The organism is Nocardia transvalensis (assembly GCF_015477765.1).
In the GTDB taxonomy this organism is placed as follows: domain Bacteria; phylum Actinomycetota; class Actinomycetes; order Mycobacteriales; family Mycobacteriaceae; genus Nocardia; species Nocardia transvalensis_A.
In genome coordinates this window covers 560,464-576,641 of the sequence record NZ_JADLQQ010000004.1, presented here as the reverse complement: position 1 = coordinate 576,641, position 16,178 = coordinate 560,464, and the positions used below count along the sequence as shown (strand labels likewise).

Genomic DNA, 16,178 nt, shown 5'->3' with positions numbered 1-16,178 from the left:
ACCGACACCGTTCCACTCCGGCGCTCGGTTGCCGTGTCGCGGCTTGCTCACATCCAGGCCACGAGGGTGACGCGGGCCCCGGCGGTGTGTCGTCGCCCACCCCCGGCCGGAAACACCGGACACGTTTCCCGGGTGGATGCGTATCGATCGCTCGGGTGGGTGATGCTGTAGACGATGAATGCGCCCGGTAGAACCCCGCTCCGTGCCGCCGCCCGTGCCCGGGGCGTGGTCGTGTGGCAGTGGGTCGTCGACAGGACGCGGTGCGGGCGGCAGCTGGTCGTGCGGGTGGCGGTCAAGGCGTGGGGCGATTCGATCTTCGCCAAGTCGGCGGCCGCGGCGTTCTGGCAGACGCTGTCGCTGGCACCGCTGTTACTGGGGCTGCTGGGCAGCCTCGGCTACGTCGGCGGCTGGTTCGGGCCCGACACCGTGCACATCGTCGAGACCAAGATCATGAGTTTCAGCCGGAATCTGTTCAGCCCCAGCGTGGTCGACGATCTGATCGCCCCGACCGTGAGCGATGTGCTGCAGCGCGGGCGCGGCGCGGTGGTGTCGGTGGGCTTCGTGTTGTCGCTGTGGGCGGGTTCGTCGGCGATGGCCACCTTCGTCGACGCGATCGTGGAGGCGCACGGACAGCAGGACGCCCGGCATCCGGTGTGGCAGCGGCTGTTTGCCCTGTTGCTGTATGTGCTGTTCCTGGTGGTGGCGGTCTTCGTGCTGCCGCTGGTGGCGGTGGGACCGACCCTGGTCGGCCGGGTGCTGCCCGACGGCTGGCGCGAGCCGGGACTGCGGCTGATCGACACCTTCTACTATCCGACGACCGGGCTACTGCTCATCGTCGGGCTCACCACGCTGTACAAGCTCGCCCTGCACCGGTCGCTGCCGTGGCACCGGTTGTTCGGCGGGGCTCTGGTGGCGGGCGTGTTCTTCATGGCCGCCAGCGACGGGCTGCGGCGGTATCTGGCGTGGGTGACCCGGACCGGAATCAGCTACGGGGCGTTGGCCACCCCGATCGCCTTCCTGCTGTTCACGTTCTTCCTGGCCTTCGCGGTGATCCTCGGCGCGGAGTTCAACGCCACCGTGCAGGAATTCTGGCCGGCCCGCACCACCCGCGTCGAGCGGATCCGGCACCGGCTGATCCGGCGGATGCGGCGAGCGGTCTCGCGCGCCCCCGGCTCGGGCCCGGTCTCGGACACACCGGAACCCGACCCGGTACCACCGGAATCGGGACGACCCCGGACCGACCCCGAAGAGCCGGCCCGGAACTCATCGATGCGGATCAGGTGAGATCGAACCGGTCGTTGTTGACCACCTTGACCCACGCGGCGGCGAAGTCGTTCACGAACTTCGCCTCGCCGTCCTGCTGCGCATACACCTCGGCCACCGCCCGCAGCTGCGAGTGCGACCCGAAGACGAGATCGTTGGCGGTGGCGGTCCACTTGCGCTCGCCGGTGCGCCGGTCGAAGCCTTCGTAGACGTTCTCCGCCGACTCGGACGCCTTCCACTCGGTGCTCATGTCGAGGAGGTTGACGAAGAAGTCGTTGGTCAAGGTGCCCGGCCGATCGGTGAAGACCCCGTGCTCGGTGCCGCCGTAGTTGGCACCCAGGGCGCGCAGGCCGCCGATCAGAACCGTCATCTGCGGAGCCGTCAGATCGAGCATGTACGCCCGATCGAGCAGCAGGCGCTCCAGCGGAGCCTTCTCATCGGGCCGCACATAGTTGCGGAACCCGTCCGCCCGCGGTTCGAGCACCGCGAACGACTCCACATCGGTGTTCTCCTGCGTGGCGTCGGTTCGTCCGGGCGCGAACGGCACCGTGAGGTCGTGGCCCGCATCCCTGGCCGCCTTCTCGATCGCCGCGGACCCGGCCAGGATGATCAGGTCGGCCAGCGAGACCTTCTTGCCGCCGGCGGCCGAGCTGTTGAAATCCTGCTGGATCTGCTCGAGTACGGGCAGCACCTTCGCCAGCTCGGCCGGTTCGTTGACCTCCCAGTTCTTTTGGGGCTCGAGTCGAATCCGGGCACCGTTGGCGCCGCCGCGCTTATCGGTGCTGCGGAAGCTCGCCGCCGACGCCCAGGCGGTCTTGACCAGTTGCGCCACCGACAGGCCGGACTCGAGGACCTTGCTCTTCAGGGCGGCGATGTCCTGCTCGTCGATCAGTTCGTGGTCGACGGCGGGAACCGGATCCTGCCACAGCTGCGGCTCGGGAACCCACGGCCCGAGATAGCGGCTGATCGGCCCCATATCGCGGTGCAGCAGCTTGTACCACGCCTTGGCGAACGCCTCGGCCAGCTCCTCGGGGTGTTCCAGCCAGCGGCTGGTGATCTCCCGGTAGATCGGATCTTCCCGCAGGGACAGATCGGTGGTCAGCATGGTCGGGACGCGCGCGGGTCCGCCGAACGGATCCGGGATGGTGGCCTCGGCGTCCTTCGCCTGCCACTGCCACGCCCCGGCGGGGCTCTTGGTCAGCTCCCACTCGTGGCCGTACAGGTTCTGGAGAAAACCGTTGCCCCACTTGGTCGGAGTGGAGGTCCAGACGACCTCCAGACCGCTGGTGATGGCGTCCTTCCCCTTGCCGGTGCCGTAGGCGCTCTTCCAGCCCAAGCCCTGCTGCTCGATCGGGGCGGCCTCGGGTTCCGGACCGACCAGGTCGGGGTCGCCCGCGCCGTGGGTCTTACCGAAGCTGTGACCGCCGACGATCAGGGCGGCGGTCTCCTCGTCGTTCATTGCCATGCGGCCGAACGTCTCTCGGATATCCCGCGCGGCGGCTACCGGATCCGGGCGGCCGTTGGGCCCTTCGGGGTTGACGTAGATCAGGCCCATCTGAACGGCGCCGAGCGGGTTGGACAGCTCCCGTTCACCGCTGTAGCGCTCGTCGCCGAGCCAGGTGTCCTCCGGACCCCAGTAGACCTCTTCGGGCTCCCAGATGTCCGGGCGGCCGAAGCCGAAGCCGAAGGTCTTGAACCCCATCGACTCCAGGGCCACATTGCCGGCGAACACCAGCAGGTCGGCCCAGGAGATCTTGTTGCCGTACTTCTGCTTGACCGGCCACAGCAGCCGGCGGGCCTTGTCCAGGCTGGCGTTGTCGGGCCAGCTGTTGAGCGGCGCGAAGCGCTGGGCGCCCTGACCGCCGCCGCCGCGGCCGTCGGCGATCCGGTAGGTGCCCGCGGCATGCCAGCTCATCCGGATGAACAGGCCACCGTAGTTGCCGTAGTCGGCGGGCCACCAATCCTGCGAATCGGTCAGGAGCGCGGCGACATCGGCCTTGAGCGCCTCCACGTCGAGCTTCTTGAACTCCTCGGCATAGTCGAAATCCTCGCCCAGCGGATTGGATTTCGACGAATGTGCATGAAGCACAGAGACATCGATCTGCTCCGGCCACCAGTCCTTGTTGCTGCGGGGGCGATGGTCGGTCTTGGGAGTAGGCGACGGGATCGCCGGATTCTCACTCTCGCTTGCGCTTCGAGTCGCGGTGTCGGGAGTGGGTGGGCGGCTATCGGATGTCACGACATTCCTTCCTGAATAAGTGGTGCGGGCTGAGATTCGGGGATGTGATCAGGTGTCTTGTAGAGCCGCGCAATCGGGGCACAGACCCCAGTAGATGACTTCGGCCTCGTCGATCGCGAAGCCGCGGTCGTCGGACGCGGTCAAGCACGGGGCCTCGCCGACCGCGCAGTCGACATCGGCGATCGCCCCGCACGCCCGGCATACGACGTGGTGGTGGTTGTCGCCGACTCGCGATTCGTAGCGCGCCACCGAGCCGGATGGCTGAATGCATCGGATCAGGCCTGCGGCGGTGAGCGTGCGCAACGAGTCGTACACCGCCTGATGCGACACCGCCGACAGGCGCGATCGCACGGCGCGGATGATCGAATCCGTATCGGCGTGCGGGTGGTCGTGCACCGCGCTCAGCACCGCCACGCGGGGAGCGGTCACGCGCAACGAAACTCCCCGCAGCATCTGCTGGAATTCCACGGCCGTGGGCACGCACGGAAGTCTCGTCCGTTTTCTGGAATGAGTCAAGGGTTTGCGGAAAAGGCACGAAAGTCGTTCTGCCAGTGGTGTTGTCACGGGCGTCCGGGGGCAGCATAGGCTCATGGTGTGGCTTTGCTGACCCTGGCTCTGCTGACGGCAGTCGTCGCCGTCGTGCTCGTCCGGCGTGGGACTCTGCAGAGGGGCGGGGCCGGCGGCCTGATCTCGATGGCCGCGCTGACCGGAGGCATCGTCGACCTCACCGATCATGTGGTGGATGACGACGGCGCGACGGCCATGGATCCGGCCGCGATCGAGTGGGTCGTGTCCCACCGCCGGAGCTGGCTGACTCCGATCGCCCTCAGCGTCACCGAACTCGGCAGCGAGACGGCGATGACAGCCGTCGCGGTGGCCGCGTGCGCCTGGTTCGCCTGGCGGCGGCAGTGGCCGCGGCTGGTGCTGACGGCGACGGTATCCGCGGGCGCGGGCATCACCTCGGCGGTGATGAAGATTCTGGTGGGCCGCGAGCGCCCACCGGAGGCCGACCGTCTGGCAGTCGTGACCAGCCAGGCGTTTCCTTCGGGTCATGCGCTCGGGGCGGCGGCGGTCGTGGGCATCGTGGCCGCGCTGACGGTACCGACTCTGCGACAACGCATCGCACGTCTCACGGTGGCCGCTGCCGCGACCCTGTTCGTGCTCGCCGTCGGGTTGTCGCGGGTGTATCTGGCCGTGCACTGGCCCACCGATGTCCTGGCGGGCTGGGCGATCGGCCTGTTGTGGACGGCCGTCGGCCTGAGCGTTCATCTGAGCCTGCACCGCCTGCGCGTGGACCACCGCTCGCCGGTGCCCCGTGCCGGTGATTCCCTGCGGCCGTAGCCAATTGCCGTGTCGGCGGTTTTCGGTCCTCAGCCCTGGGTATGTCGGCGGCGAACGGCTCGGCGCCGTTCTCGGTCTTCGATCGGAAAGGCATTCACCGTGGCTACTTTCGACACCCAAGCTACGCGACGGTCCCTCGTGCAATACGGTTCTCTCGCCGTCGGCACCCTTTTCCTGCTCGTCGGGGTGCTCGGCTTCATCCCGGGCATCACCACCGACTACGACACGCTGGTGTGGGCCGGACACCACACCGATGCGAAGCTGCTCGGGCTGTTCCAGGTCTCGGCGCTGCACAACATCGTTCACCTCGCGTTCGGTGTGGCCGGCCTCGTGGCCTCCCGTACCGCGCTCTGGTCGCGCGGCTTCCTGATCGGCGGGGGCGTCGTCTACCTGGTGCTGTGGATCTACGGCCTGGTCATCGACCGCGCGAGCGACGCCAACTTCGTCCCGGTCAACAACGCCGACAACTGGCTGCATCTGGTCCTCGGCGCCGGCATGATCGCCTTGGGCCTGTTCCTCCCTCGCCTCGCCGTGGCACAAACGAACGCCAGCATGCACCCGCGCGCCGGCGGTCCTCCCGGGCAGTTCTGACGCGCGCTACCGCGGCTTCGCCACTACGGGCAGGCGGTCCAGCTCGATGCCGAACAGCTCGCGGTAGGCGGCCGAGGTCTCGTCATCGGTCAGCGTCTGCTTGGCCTGCTGCCCGTTCTCGGTGCGGGTGAGGGTGCGGTCGCTGAGGGTGATACGGCCGGTGGGAGTGGCTCGGGAGCACACCAGGTCGCCGGTGAAGGGCGAATCCGGCGAGGTCTGGTGGTACCAGCAGAACGGCTCGAAATCGATCAGCCGTCGGGGGCGGGTCTCGATCCGGTACAGCCGCTGCCCGTCGCAGAGCAGATCGAGGTCGCCGCTGCCGTCGTCGACGGGTACGACCCGGAACACGCCGTCCGGGTCGGGCTGCTCGTCGGTGCTGTCCAGCCGCAGCGGATATCGGGCGTTCCGGCCGAACCCCACGTCCACCAGCCAGGGACGGTCCAGGTCCACGCGCACCACGAGGTGGTCGAACGGCGGCCTGACGTGCCCGTCGTCGAACACCCCGGAGGCCAGCCGCGTGGCGCGGTATCCGAGACTCGACAGCAGGGCGCCGAATGCCCCGTTCAACTCGTAGCAGAATCCGCCACGCCGCCGCAGAACGATCTTGTCCACCAACAGCTTTTCGTCGAGCACGATGCGCTCGCCGAGGTGAATGCTGAGATTCTCGAACGGCACCGCCTCGAGATGTCGCCGGTGCAACTCGCGCAGGGTGTCGATGTCGGGACGCACCGGTCCCTTCACCCCGATGCGCCGCAGATACTCGAGTACGAGGTCGTGATCCATGTCTCCACGGTGCACCCTCGAGCACACTCGAGGTCAAGACCGAGGAGGGCAGGAAAGCACCTTCCGGAGTCCCCGGTGCACGCTGGACGCAGCAGAAGCGCAGATCCGCTGTCGGCCAACCAATCCGAACGTCCGGAACGAAAGCAGCGGAGAGGAAGCCCTGCCGGGCAAACGATCTCGGGCCGGAGGGTCGGAGAACCGCACGGAACCACAATCGTTGCCGTGCCGACGAAGCCGGTTTGCCGCTGTGGCTATGATGCGTTGCGAGAACCGGCTGTGTGCAGATCACCGTCATAGTTGGCTCGGTTGGCAGCGGGTGGGGGTCTGGTGGATGGGTTGAGGTGTTGAAGGCGCGGCGGTGGGCATCGGTCGAGGTGTTGGAAGGTGTGCGACGGCGCGGCCGGTCGTGGGTGGCTTCGGTGGCGGCGGTGCTGGGCGGCACAGTGTTGTTGGGCTGGCGCGCTTGTGATTTCGGCAACTGGATGATCGACGATGCGGGCATCACCTTCGCGTACGCGCGCAGCGTCGCCGAGGGTCTGGGGCCGGTGCTGCAGCCCGGCGCGGCACCGGTCGAAGGGTTCTCCAACCCCACCTGGCTTTTCATCCTGGTGGTGGGCAAATGGTGTGGACTTTTCGACCGAGGCACCCTTTTCGGCATCCCCGACTATGTCCTGTATCCGAAGGCGATGGCGCTGCTCTGCTGCGCGGGTATTCTCGCCGCCTGCTATCTCGCCGCGCGACGGGTTACGCGCTGGCCTGCACTGGCCACGTTCGCGACAGGCGGTGTGCTGGCCGCGATCCCGTCGTTCGTGATCTGGTGCTTTTCCGGCCTGGAGAACGCGTTGTTCGCGCTGACGGTGTTCGTACTGGCCGTCCACCTGTTCCTGGCCGTGCTGGACGACCGTTTGTGGACACCGACGGTGGCGGTGACAGCCGGTGTCATAGCAGCGTTCGCGGCACTGACCCGCCCCGACGGCCTGATCTACCTGGCCGCGTATCCCGTGGTTTCGGCGGTCCTGGTTCGGCGCACGACGTGGCCCGCCGCACTGCGGTGCGGGCTGTATTCAGGACTCGCGTTCGCGGTCCCGTTCGGCGCCTATCTGCTGTGGCGGATCAGCGAATTCGGCAGGCTCGTCGCGAACACCGCGGTCGCCAAGAATCAGGCGATACCGACCGTGCACGACCTGACCAGAGCAGGGGACCTGGTGCAGTATGCGGGCGCCCCCGCGGTGATCGCGGCCATCGGAGTAGTCGGGCTTGCCCTGGCTCCGCCGAGCAGGTGGCGTGACGGCATCGTCGCGTTGCTGGTGCCATTGGCACTGGCGATGATCGCCTACTGCGTTCTGCAGCCGGACTGGATGGCGCAATTCCGGTTCGCCACCCCGGTGTGGGTACTCGGTGCCTTCGTTGTCGTGATCTCGGCAGGGGAACTGCTGGCGCGGCTGCGCACTCGTGGCCGGGCTCTGGTCGTGTTGACGCTGGTCGGTGTCTTGATTCCGTCCGGTTCCGCCTTCGCCGTCGCGTCCGAGGAGTTTCGGACTACCTCGGATGTGCCCCTGTGCTGGATCACCCTCCGGTTCGGGCGCCTGTTCAACGGCTACGCGGACATCCTCGGCATACAGCGGGGCACCTTGTTCACCCCCGATATGGGCGGGAGTTCACTGACGTCGCGTTTGCAGCTGATCGACATGGCCGGGCTCGCCGAATCGCGGATCGCGGACATCTACGCCGGTACCGACCACACCGACCTCAGCGACTACGTGTTCGAGGAACTGAAACCCACCTTCATCCACACGCACGGCGTCTGGTTGCACAACGAGCTGACCGTCGACCCGCGAATCGGACGCGACTACTACCGGATTCACCAGTCCCCGGATCCTGCCCGCCCGGACGAGGACTGGGTCCGCAAAGACGCGGTGCGCGACGAACAGCAACTCGAACAACTGCGCCAATACGCAGGCCGGGTACTCCCACCCCTGTGGCCCCAGTTCCAGACGAACGGCTGCGGGCCGGTGCTGCGACCCGGCCAGACCCTCGCCAGCTGACGACCCGAACTCACCGGCTCGGATCCGAGACCGTCAGTACGGCCTTGACGACGTGTTTGTTGCGTTCGAGTTCATGCTCCAGCGCACGAAGGGTGGGCGCGATGCGCGATTCGGCGTCATCGCCCTCGAGGTCGACGCTGGCGACGAGGAATACCTGCTTCGGCCCGACGTATTCGAGCCGGACGAAACGCACCGCCGCAACCTCGGGCATCTGCTCGATCCGAGCTATCGCTGCGGCCCGCACCGCATCCGAGGCCGGTTCACCAGTCAGGAACCGCCGGTTACGGTCGATGAGCACCACCGCGACCACGCCGAGCAGCACACCGACGAGTATCGACCCCAGCGCATCCCACCATGCGACGCCGGTGAGCTGGTGCAGCCCCATTCCGGCAGCGGCGATGACGAGGCCGATCAGCGCCGCGCTGTCCTCCGCGAATACCGCGCGCACCATCGGGTCCGACGTGTCGAGCACGTACTCGAGGATGTCGCGGTCGTAACTTTCGGCTTCCGCGCGGAGCTGCCGGGTGGCCTGCATCCAGGACGTGCTCTCCAAGACGAAGGCGACGGCGAGCACGATGTAGGCGACCGTGTAGTCCTGCTCGCCGACGCTCTCGTGCAGGAGTTCGGTGATGCCGTGCCACACCGAGACCGCCGCACCGGCAACGAAGAGGCCGACCGCCGCCAACAGCGACCAGACGTAGGCTTCCCGGCCATAGCCGAGGGGGTGGTCGGTGTCGGCGGCACGCGCGCTTCTACGGCCGGCGACCAGCAGAAAGATCTGGTTCCCGGCATCGGCCCACGAATGCGCGGCCTCGGCCACCATCGACGCCGACCCGGACAGCGTCGCCGCGACCGACTTCGCGAGCGCGATGGCAACATTCACGCCGAACGCGATCACCACCGTGCGCGCGCTTTCCCCGCCCACATCCGTGTCGGCCTTCTCGCGTCGAAAAGCTGGCGCCCTCTTCACCCACGCAGTCTGACACGGGCCACCGCACGCAACGTCTTACGACGCATCCCGTAGCAGGAGTTTGCGCAGTTCCATGGTGATCTCCTCGGGTGCTTCTTCGGCCATGAAGTGGCCGCAGGTGACCGTCGCGCGGGCCAGATTCGTTGTCCAGGCACGCCACAGCGCCTCTGCGTCGAAGCCGAGGGCGGCGCCCCAATCCTGCTGGAGGACGGTGACCGGCATCCGCAGTCGGCTACCGGCAGCCCGGTCGGCTTCGTCGTGCTCGACGTCGGTCGTGGCGGAAGCGCGGTAGTCGGCGACGATCGAGGGCACCGCTTCCCGGCATGCCCGCAGGTAGGCGGCGCGGATTTCGGCGGGTATCGCCTCGGCGTCGCGGGTCCAGATGTCGAGGAAGTGACCGAAGAAGGCGTCGGGTGCCGCGGCGATGAGCCGTTCGGGGAGGCCCGGTGGCTGGGCCATGAGGTAGAGGTGGAATCCCACCGCCGCGCTCCTGCCGCGCATGACATCCCACATATCGAGGGTCGGCAGTATGTCGAGGCAGGCCAGGTGGGTGATGGCGTCGGGATGGTCGAGCCCGGCGCGGAAGGCGACCAGGCCGCCGCGGTCGTGCCCGACGAGCGCGAACCGCTCGTGGCCGAGGGCCCGTGCCAGCGCGACGATGTCGGCGGCCATGGTGCGTTTGGCGTATGCGGTGCCATCGACGTCGGCGGGCTTGTCACTTGCCCCGTAGCCGCGGAGGTCGGGGCAGATCACCGTGTGATCGGCCGCGAGATCGGTGGCGACGTGCCGCCACATCAGGTGCGTCTGCGGGAAGCCGTGCAGCAGCACGATCGGACGGCCGGAGCCGCCGATCGCCGCGTTGAGCGCGATGCCGTCGGCGACCCGGATGCGCTGATAGTCGAAGCCGGGGATGGTCGGTGTCTGCATGCGGTGCTTTCGTCGTAGCGGATCCGCCGGGCGGCGGGCGCAACCGACTCTGCCGCACGCGAATTAGCATCCGATCAGTAGCGTGACCACCTACGCTCTCGAATGAGCACCAGCCCACCGCCTTTCCGCCCGCTGACCGCGCTCGCACAACAGGCTCGGGACGAGGTGTCTCGGTGACATCGAATTGTCGGTATTCCCGCGACCTCCCGGCGGGACCTCCGCTGTGCCGGGGTGCGCGACCGGGGGCGGAACCGACAGCGACGGCGATCGACACCACGATGGCGACGGTCAGCACCACGATGGCGGCAGCCGCCACGCCCACCAACTCGGCCGGCGGGCGGTACCGCGAGGCATGTTTCACCACCCCTTCTCCGTTGACCTCGGTCGTTCGTAGCGTGTCTGCACCATGCGGCACCGCCGGCCCACACCCCGCGAGTGGGCCGATGCGGTGGTGGCGAATCGGATTGCCGTGCAGATCAATCGCCGACGACCCGGGTGACGTCGCCGCAGCGAACGACTTCGTCGCCGTCTTTATCGGCGTCGCGATCCAGCCTGCTCATCTTGTGCATCATGACCTTTCGATATCTGGTGATTCGGATAACTCGCGCCCCAGCGGCAGTTGCATAGGCACCTTTCGTCGTCTCGGCGGCGTCCTGCTGAAATGACAAAGGTAGAGGGGGGACGGGCACGGCAAGTGCCGTCGGACGCACGAAAGTTGTCGCTGCGCGCAGAGGTCCTGCGGTCTGTGGCGAATGGCGCCGACCTATGCTGTGGACGCGCCATATGCGGCGGTTGGAGGTGATGCCCATGAAGTACGGAATCGACAGCGTCGAGTCCCATTCCACACACGATGTCGCGCTGCGTGAGCGCACGGACTACTGGGCAGAGCTGGTCCAGTCGCACATGCGTACGCGGGTGGGCTACGCATTCCCCCGACGCGATTTCCACGGACGCACCGTGCGGCGACGGACCGCCAACCACCAAATGATCGGATGGCGCGCCGACGCCGTGACCTACTACCGCACGCCAGGACATGTGCGGGCCGCCTCCGACGACGACTACCGCCTGATGCTGCCGACCACCGGACACATCACGATCTGGCAGGACGGTCAGGATGTGCCGATGTCACCCGGCTCCGGCTGCCTGGTGACCGTCGACCAACCCGTCGCGTACACCCAGGTCGACGGCACCGCGGGATTCACCATGACCATCCCTCGGCGCGAGATCGATCACCGCCTGGGCGGCGCTGCGCCACCCGCACGGTTGCTGGACTTCACGACCGGGCTCGGGCGCATCGTCGTCGACCTCGCCACCGGCCTGGTGGCCGAGATAGACACCCTCACCCGCGCGCAGTTCGATGCCGTCTCCGATCGACTGGTCGACCTGCTGTGCATGCACATCGTCGGTGACCATCCCACCGAGCGTCATCATCTCGCGGACGTGGAATCCGCTGTCCGCCAGTACATTCGCGCCCACGCTCACGAGCCCGAGCTGACCGGTGCCTCCGTTGCCCGCGCGCTCGGCTGGTCGCTGCGCCAGATCCAGGTCGCGCTCCAGCGCGCCGATACCACCCCTCGCGAACTCATCAAGGAGGAACGCTTGCGGCTCGCCTACGCGCGGCTGCAGAATCCCGCATACCGCCGGTGGAGTATCGGCGATATCGCCCACGGACTCGGCTTCGGTTCCGCCAGCGCATTCAGCACCGCATTCCGGGGCCGCTTCGGCGCCAGCCCCCGCGAAATCCGCCGATCGTGAGCACGCTCCGCCTTACGGATCCGTGTGGTTGAGTATCCGAAAAAATCGCCGGCGCTACTGCCGATCGCTTCCGGTAATCGACCGCTTATTTTGCTACGCCGAGCCGAGCGTTACGCTATCTTTGCTGATGAGGCGCGGTCTACGAACTGAACAGTGGTCGTTTCGACGCAGATAGGGCTCACCCAAACAAACCGCCATTCGATCTGGTTCGGCTTGGCTCTAACTGGTGGCTGCTCCACAACAGTGGAGCTGGCTGAGTACACATGCTCAACTACAACCAGGAGGAATCATGGACGCCCTCATATTGGGTTCCCTTGCCGCCATCTACATACCGCTGGCCATTGTCGCCTCCATGGTCGGCTTCCCGCTGGGCAGTATCGCGGCCGTGCTGGCCCTTGGATCGGCGTTGATCGGCTCCGCCTGACGACCTCGAACAAGTTTGCGACAGCCGCGCAACGGCAACGATCATAGGGGCGGAAATCGAACGGCGAGTAGGGGTTCGCGGATACGGGTTGCCTGCTTACAGTGAGATGCGTCTGCGGCTGGAACAACTGAGGAAATCATGTACAAAAAGTTGGCCGCCCTCGGCGCTGTCCTTTTCGCCTTCTCTCTGCCGATGTCGGGTTCGCCAGCTTCCGGAGTCCCGACCTCCGACCCGAACGCATCCCCTCCCTCCGGAAAAATCACTATCGACGTCGTGACCGTCAACGGATCCGGCTGTCCTCCGGGCACAGCGGCCGTGGCGGTCGCGGACGACAACACGGCCTTCCGGGTGACCTACAGTCGATTCACGGCACGGGTCGGTGTGGGAGCCGACCCGACCGACTTCCGGAAGAACTGCCAGATCGTCCTGCAAGTGCATGTCCCCCAAGGCTTCACCTACGGAATAGCCTCAGCGGAGTACCGAGGATTCGCCCATCTGGAAGCCGGAGCGACCGCCTTGGAAAGGGCCACGTACTACTTCCAGGGTGATTCGGCGACCGACTATGTCGACCACCCGCTCAGCGGTTATTACCACGGCCGCTGGCACATGACGGACACGACCGACGTCGGAGAGATCGTGTTCCAGCCCTGCGGCCGAACCCGCAACTTCAACATCAACACCCAGTTGCGGGTGCACGCCGGCACCTCGGACCCGTCCAGGACCACCAGCTACATCACCATGGGTTCCACGGACGGAAGTGTCCACACGACCTACCACTTCGCCTGGAAGAAGTGCTGAGCGCGGCGGTCGCCAGGGGCTGGGCTCGGACACTAGTCCGAGAGGAATTCGCTGGCCAACCGGCGAATCTCCCGGATGTGAGATCCCCCCAGTTCCGCGGTCACAGCCTCTGCCTGCTCCGCAATACGCCGAGCACGGTCCAACAGGGCGGCATCGCCCGACCAGTGGTCAGGCCCTAACCCCAGCACTGCCACCAAAAGATCGCCCGGGTAGAAATCGCCCGAAGACAGCGGGTTCCCTTCCAACACGTCCAGCGCCCGGGGCAAGACCGCTGCGGTTCCGACCTTCTGCGACAACATGATCCGCATATCCTCGATACCGAACTCCCGGACGGGGACCCGGCGCAGCTCGTGAATTCTCCGGATCACGTAGGTCGCATCCGACTGCGCTGCATCCCAGGCGTCGCCCTCGATGTCCTCTACGGATCGGTTTCCGGCGTTGCCGACCATGTGGCTCATAGCGGGCGCACCTCCTCAACTTCTTCTCCCGAGCACTGTAATCGACAGGTGCGCGCGTTCACGAGATCGCCTGCAGGACTGGGGATCGATCGAATTGAGGGGGTCTACGGCGGCTTACCGTGGCTCTAGGATCACGATCGGGATGGTCCGGCGGCCGGCGTGGTGTTGGTAGAACTCGAAGTCGGGCAACGCGGCAACGAATTTCGGCCAAAGCTGTTCCCGCTCAGGATCGGTCGCGACTCGGGCCCGCACTCGACGAGATCGGGCACCGAGTTGAATGCTGGTGTCCGGGGTGGTGACGACGTTGTGAAACCACGCGGGATGGTTCGGTTGCCCCGCCTTGGACGCCGCGACCGCAACCGCGTCGCCGTGATCGACGTAGATCAGCGGCGACGTTCGCTGAACACCGGTTTTCGCGCCGACATGATCGAGCAGCAGGATAGGGGCGTTGGGCCGACCGAAAAAGCGCCCGCCGATCCTGCCCTTGGACCTTCGGTACAGCAGGACATGAACTTTGGTGGACCGCCGACCTGCGTAGATTCCGTGCCTATTGGCAAATTGCGCACCGGCGGAGACGAATTGGGCCCACAGCGACATGCCGCCAGTAGACATCCGCTGAGCCGACGCAGCAACACTTAGGCAGCGGCGACCGACCGTTGGTGACAAACCCCACAGCAGCTACGAGCAGCGGGGGAGACGACCGCGTCGGCCGACTCGGTGCTGTGGCAGACTGCCGTTCGTGCGGGATTGGGAGGTGGTCACAACTGGATGCAGCGACTCGGTCGTTCGCCGGAGCCCCGACGGCCAGATGTTCGCCAAGACCGCCTGCACGCCTTCCGCATTGGTCGAACTGACCGATGAACGGGATCGGCTGATATGGCTGGGCACAACAACGGTGACCGCCCCACAGGTAGTCGACTGGAATGAGCGCGACGGTAGCGCTACCCTGATCACCTCGGCGTTACCCGGAGCACCGGCCAGCGCGATACCCGCGGCCGACGCCCCGGCCGCGGCACGGGCGCTGGTGGAATTCCTCGACATCCTGCACGACCTCCCCATCGACGAGTGCCCGTTCGACCGACGTCTCGACGTGACCTTGGCGGCGGCCGCAGCCAACACGAGCGCGGGGCTGGTCGACGACCAGGACTTCGACGAGGAGCGTCGGGGCCGGACCGCCGACAGTCTTCTCGGCGAGCTGCTGTCGGATCGGGACCGCGCCCAAGCCTTGGAACAGTCCAGCCTCTCGGTCTGCCATGGCGACCTCTGCCTGCCCAACGTGCTGCTCGATCCCGACGCACTCTCGGTGACCGGAACCGTCGACGTCGGTCGGCTCGGAGTCGCCGACCGCCACCTCGACCTGGCCCTCCTCACCCGTTCCATCACCTCGACCGCTCTCAACCCGAACTATGGCCCCGAATTGGCCACCTGGGTCGGCCGACACACCGACGCCGACCCGTGGCGAATCGACTACTACCGTCTCCTCGACGAGTTCTTCTGACCCCACGACCGACGCGCCCCATCGCCGGCAACGCCAGAAATCGATCGCTCTGTCGTGCCTGGTGTGGCAGTATCGCCGGGCATGCCAGGAGTGATGATGCCCGACCAGCTCGCCGACCGTACGTCGCGTGCTCTCGACGCGGCCGTCGCCGCAGGTCGCGGTCTGGGGCTCACGGTGACCGACGCGACTGTGCTCCATGACGTGTTTTCCGTTGTCGTGCATCTCGTTCCGTCGCCGGTGGTGGTGCGGGTACCCACCGTTGCGCCGTCCTACCTCGACCTCGAGGCCCAGGCGACACGACAGCAAGCGGAGCTCGACGTGGTGACGTGGCTTGCGGAACAGGGCACCCCGGTGATTCCACCGAGTCCGCTCGTGCCACGAGAACCCGTGCAGCGCAACGGTTTCTCCATGACGTTCTGGCAATTCGTCGAGCAGGACAACAGCGTCGAGCCCGACTATGAGCACAACTGCCGCCTGGTCGCCGACCTGCACGCCGCGCTGCGCGACTACCCGGGTGATCTGCCGTTCCTGTCGGCGGCCGAACCGAGGATGGTCGAAGACGGCCTTGCCGCCCTCGAAGCGCATCCCGACCTCATCGGCCCAGCTGATCTCGGCCGCGCGCGGCGGGAATGGGAGGTCTTGGAGCCTGTCGTCCGCTCGCGCGCAGCGTTCGAGGCGGCGTTCCCCGGAATCGACCTCCAGCCGATCCACGGGGATGCGCCCGCGGCCAATATCGTCACGACGTCGGGCGGCGCGCTGTACGCCGACTTCGAACTGGTCTCGCTCGGACCGGTCGAATGGGATCTGGCGTTCTTCGGACCTGCGTGCGAGGCCGCGTACAACTCGGCCGCGCACCGACGAGGTTCCCGTCGGCTGGACGAGCGCGTGCTGCGCTTCGTCAATGCCGTTGGCATGTCCCGGACGGTGGCGTGCCTGGCGCTCGTTCCGCAGTTGCCCATGCTCGAGGAGGCGTTGAAACCGTCCATCGAGCAATGGCGAACGGCGCCGCCGTTCGCAGTGGACGCCTCTGGCCACTGAACCTGCTCCACTCCGCAACTGACGCCGAACCGATTGCCAGAGAACGTG

General features: G+C 66.7%; 16 protein-coding genes. 9 read left to right on the top strand and 7 right to left on the bottom strand.

What is annotated here, in order from left to right; genetic code table 11:
• Nucleotides 1–174: 174 nt before the first annotated feature.
• Complete coding sequence (locus tag IU452_RS14405; RefSeq protein ID WP_195109488.1) at nucleotides 175–1,284, top strand: YhjD/YihY/BrkB family envelope integrity protein; 1,110 nt, start codon at nucleotides 175–177, stop codon at nucleotides 1,282–1,284.
• On the opposite strand, the gene katG is transcribed toward IU452_RS14405, so the two are convergent.
• Together katG and IU452_RS14395 are read right to left on the bottom strand one after the other, a co-directional pair.
• Nucleotides 1,277–3,502 carry a catalase/peroxidase HPI gene (gene katG / locus IU452_RS14400; RefSeq protein WP_195109487.1) on the bottom strand — a complete coding sequence of 742 codons (2,226 nt, stop codon included), beginning with the start codon at nucleotides 3,500–3,502 and terminating at the stop codon, nucleotides 1,277–1,279. The genes IU452_RS14405 and katG overlap by 8 nt on opposite strands.
• A 48-nt stretch (nucleotides 3,503–3,550) precedes the next feature.
• On the bottom strand, nucleotides 3,551–3,955 hold the full coding sequence (locus IU452_RS14395) for a Fur family transcriptional regulator (protein ID WP_195109658.1): 405 nt from the start codon (nucleotides 3,953–3,955) through the stop codon (nucleotides 3,551–3,553).
• 141 nt (nucleotides 3,956–4,096) lie between these two features.
• Here IU452_RS14395 and IU452_RS14390 point away from each other — a divergent pair, with 141 nt between their 5' ends.
• Both IU452_RS14390 and IU452_RS14385 read left to right on the top strand, forming a co-directional pair.
• Complete coding sequence (locus tag IU452_RS14390; RefSeq protein ID WP_195109486.1) at nucleotides 4,097–4,843, top strand: phosphatase PAP2 family protein; 747 nt, start codon at nucleotides 4,097–4,099, stop codon at nucleotides 4,841–4,843.
• Between the two features lie 99 nt (nucleotides 4,844–4,942).
• Nucleotides 4,943–5,434 (top strand): DUF4383 domain-containing protein, encoded by a 492-nt coding sequence (locus IU452_RS14385; protein WP_195109485.1) that lies wholly within the window; start codon nucleotides 4,943–4,945, stop codon nucleotides 5,432–5,434.
• A gap of 6 nt (nucleotides 5,435–5,440) precedes the next feature.
• Here IU452_RS14385 and IU452_RS14380 read toward each other — a convergent pair whose 3' ends face one another.
• A complete protein-coding gene (locus IU452_RS14380; protein ID WP_195109484.1) occupies nucleotides 5,441–6,217 on the bottom strand; it encodes an arylamine N-acetyltransferase family protein in 777 nt (258 codons plus the stop codon).
• Between the two features lie 386 nt (nucleotides 6,218–6,603).
• Here IU452_RS14380 and IU452_RS14375 point away from each other — a divergent pair, with 386 nt between their 5' ends.
• Nucleotides 6,604–8,262: a hypothetical protein gene (locus IU452_RS14375; protein ID WP_324192609.1), complete on the top strand. Its 1,659-nt coding sequence runs from the start codon at nucleotides 6,604–6,606 to the stop codon at nucleotides 8,260–8,262.
• Nucleotides 8,263–8,272: 10 nt separating this feature from the next.
• Here IU452_RS14375 and IU452_RS14370 read toward each other — a convergent pair whose 3' ends face one another.
• Together IU452_RS14370 and IU452_RS14365 are read right to left on the bottom strand one after the other, a co-directional pair.
• The gene (locus tag IU452_RS14370; RefSeq protein WP_324192608.1) at nucleotides 8,273–9,232 is read right to left on the bottom strand and encodes a cation transporter; all 960 of its coding nucleotides are present in this window, start codon (nucleotides 9,230–9,232) and stop codon (nucleotides 8,273–8,275) included.
• A gap of 36 nt (nucleotides 9,233–9,268) precedes the next feature.
• Complete coding sequence (locus IU452_RS14365) at nucleotides 9,269–10,159, bottom strand: alpha/beta fold hydrolase (protein ID WP_195109483.1); 891 nt, start codon at nucleotides 10,157–10,159, stop codon at nucleotides 9,269–9,271.
• An 807-nt stretch (nucleotides 10,160–10,966) separates the two neighbouring features.
• On the opposite strand from IU452_RS14365, the gene IU452_RS14360 reads away from it, so the two are divergent.
• The 3 genes from IU452_RS14360 to IU452_RS14355 all read left to right on the top strand — a co-directional run bounded on the left by IU452_RS14360 (nucleotide 10,967) and on the right by IU452_RS14355 (nucleotide 13,136).
• Nucleotides 10,967–11,914 (top strand): helix-turn-helix domain-containing protein, encoded by a 948-nt coding sequence (locus IU452_RS14360; protein ID WP_195109482.1) that lies wholly within the window; start codon nucleotides 10,967–10,969, stop codon nucleotides 11,912–11,914.
• Nucleotides 11,915–12,203: 289 nt separating this feature from the next.
• On the top strand, nucleotides 12,204–12,338 hold the full coding sequence (locus IU452_RS38890; protein WP_267467542.1) for a hypothetical protein: 135 nt from the start codon (nucleotides 12,204–12,206) through the stop codon (nucleotides 12,336–12,338).
• Between the two features lie 138 nt (nucleotides 12,339–12,476).
• Complete coding sequence (locus tag IU452_RS14355) at nucleotides 12,477–13,136, top strand: DUF4360 domain-containing protein (protein WP_195109481.1); 660 nt, start codon at nucleotides 12,477–12,479, stop codon at nucleotides 13,134–13,136.
• A 32-nt stretch (nucleotides 13,137–13,168) separates the two neighbouring features.
• On the opposite strand, the gene IU452_RS14350 is transcribed toward IU452_RS14355, so the two are convergent.
• Both IU452_RS14350 and IU452_RS14345 read right to left on the bottom strand, forming a co-directional pair.
• Nucleotides 13,169–13,594, bottom strand: coding sequence for a contact-dependent growth inhibition system immunity protein (locus IU452_RS14350; RefSeq protein WP_195109480.1), 426 nt, complete (start codon nucleotides 13,592–13,594; stop codon nucleotides 13,169–13,171).
• A gap of 114 nt (nucleotides 13,595–13,708) precedes the next feature.
• Entirely contained in the window at nucleotides 13,709–14,260 is a 552-nt protein-coding gene (locus tag IU452_RS14345) for a nitroreductase/quinone reductase family protein (protein ID WP_228817545.1), read from the bottom strand.
• A gap of 73 nt (nucleotides 14,261–14,333) precedes the next feature.
• Between IU452_RS14345 and IU452_RS14340 the strand changes: the two genes are divergently transcribed.
• Both IU452_RS14340 and IU452_RS14335 read left to right on the top strand, forming a co-directional pair.
• Nucleotides 14,334–15,092 (top strand): APH(3') family aminoglycoside O-phosphotransferase, encoded by a 759-nt coding sequence (locus IU452_RS14340; RefSeq protein ID WP_195109479.1) that lies wholly within the window; start codon nucleotides 14,334–14,336, stop codon nucleotides 15,090–15,092.
• Nucleotides 15,093–15,188: 96 nt separating this feature from the next.
• The gene (locus IU452_RS14335) at nucleotides 15,189–16,130 is read left to right on the top strand and encodes a phosphotransferase (RefSeq protein WP_324192607.1); all 942 of its coding nucleotides are present in this window, start codon (nucleotides 15,189–15,191) and stop codon (nucleotides 16,128–16,130) included.
• Nucleotides 16,131–16,178: the final 48 nt, after the last annotated feature.

Excerpts from the sequence above, each read along its gene's own strand:
- IU452_RS14405 (WP_195109488.1), top strand. The coding sequence starts at position 175 with ATGAATGCGCCCGGTAGAACCCCGCTCCGTGCCGCCGCCCGTGCCCGG.
- IU452_RS38890 (WP_267467542.1), top strand. The coding sequence starts at position 12,204 with ATGGACGCCCTCATATTGGGTTCCCTTGCCGCCATCTACATACCGCTG.
- IU452_RS14360 (WP_195109482.1), top strand. The coding sequence starts at position 10,967 with ATGAAGTACGGAATCGACAGCGTCGAGTCCCATTCCACACACGATGTC.
- IU452_RS14380 (WP_195109484.1), bottom strand. The coding sequence starts at position 6,217 with ATGGATCACGACCTCGTACTCGAGTATCTGCGGCGCATCGGGGTGAAG.
- IU452_RS14335 (WP_324192607.1), top strand. The coding sequence starts at position 15,189 with ATGCCCGACCAGCTCGCCGACCGTACGTCGCGTGCTCTCGACGCGGCC.
- IU452_RS14395 (WP_195109658.1), bottom strand. The coding sequence starts at position 3,955 with ATGCTGCGGGGAGTTTCGTTGCGCGTGACCGCTCCCCGCGTGGCGGTG.
- IU452_RS14355 (WP_195109481.1), top strand. The coding sequence starts at position 12,477 with ATGTACAAAAAGTTGGCCGCCCTCGGCGCTGTCCTTTTCGCCTTCTCT.
- IU452_RS14350 (WP_195109480.1), bottom strand. The coding sequence starts at position 13,594 with ATGAGCCACATGGTCGGCAACGCCGGAAACCGATCCGTAGAGGACATC.
- IU452_RS14365 (WP_195109483.1), bottom strand. The coding sequence starts at position 10,159 with ATGCAGACACCGACCATCCCCGGCTTCGACTATCAGCGCATCCGGGTC.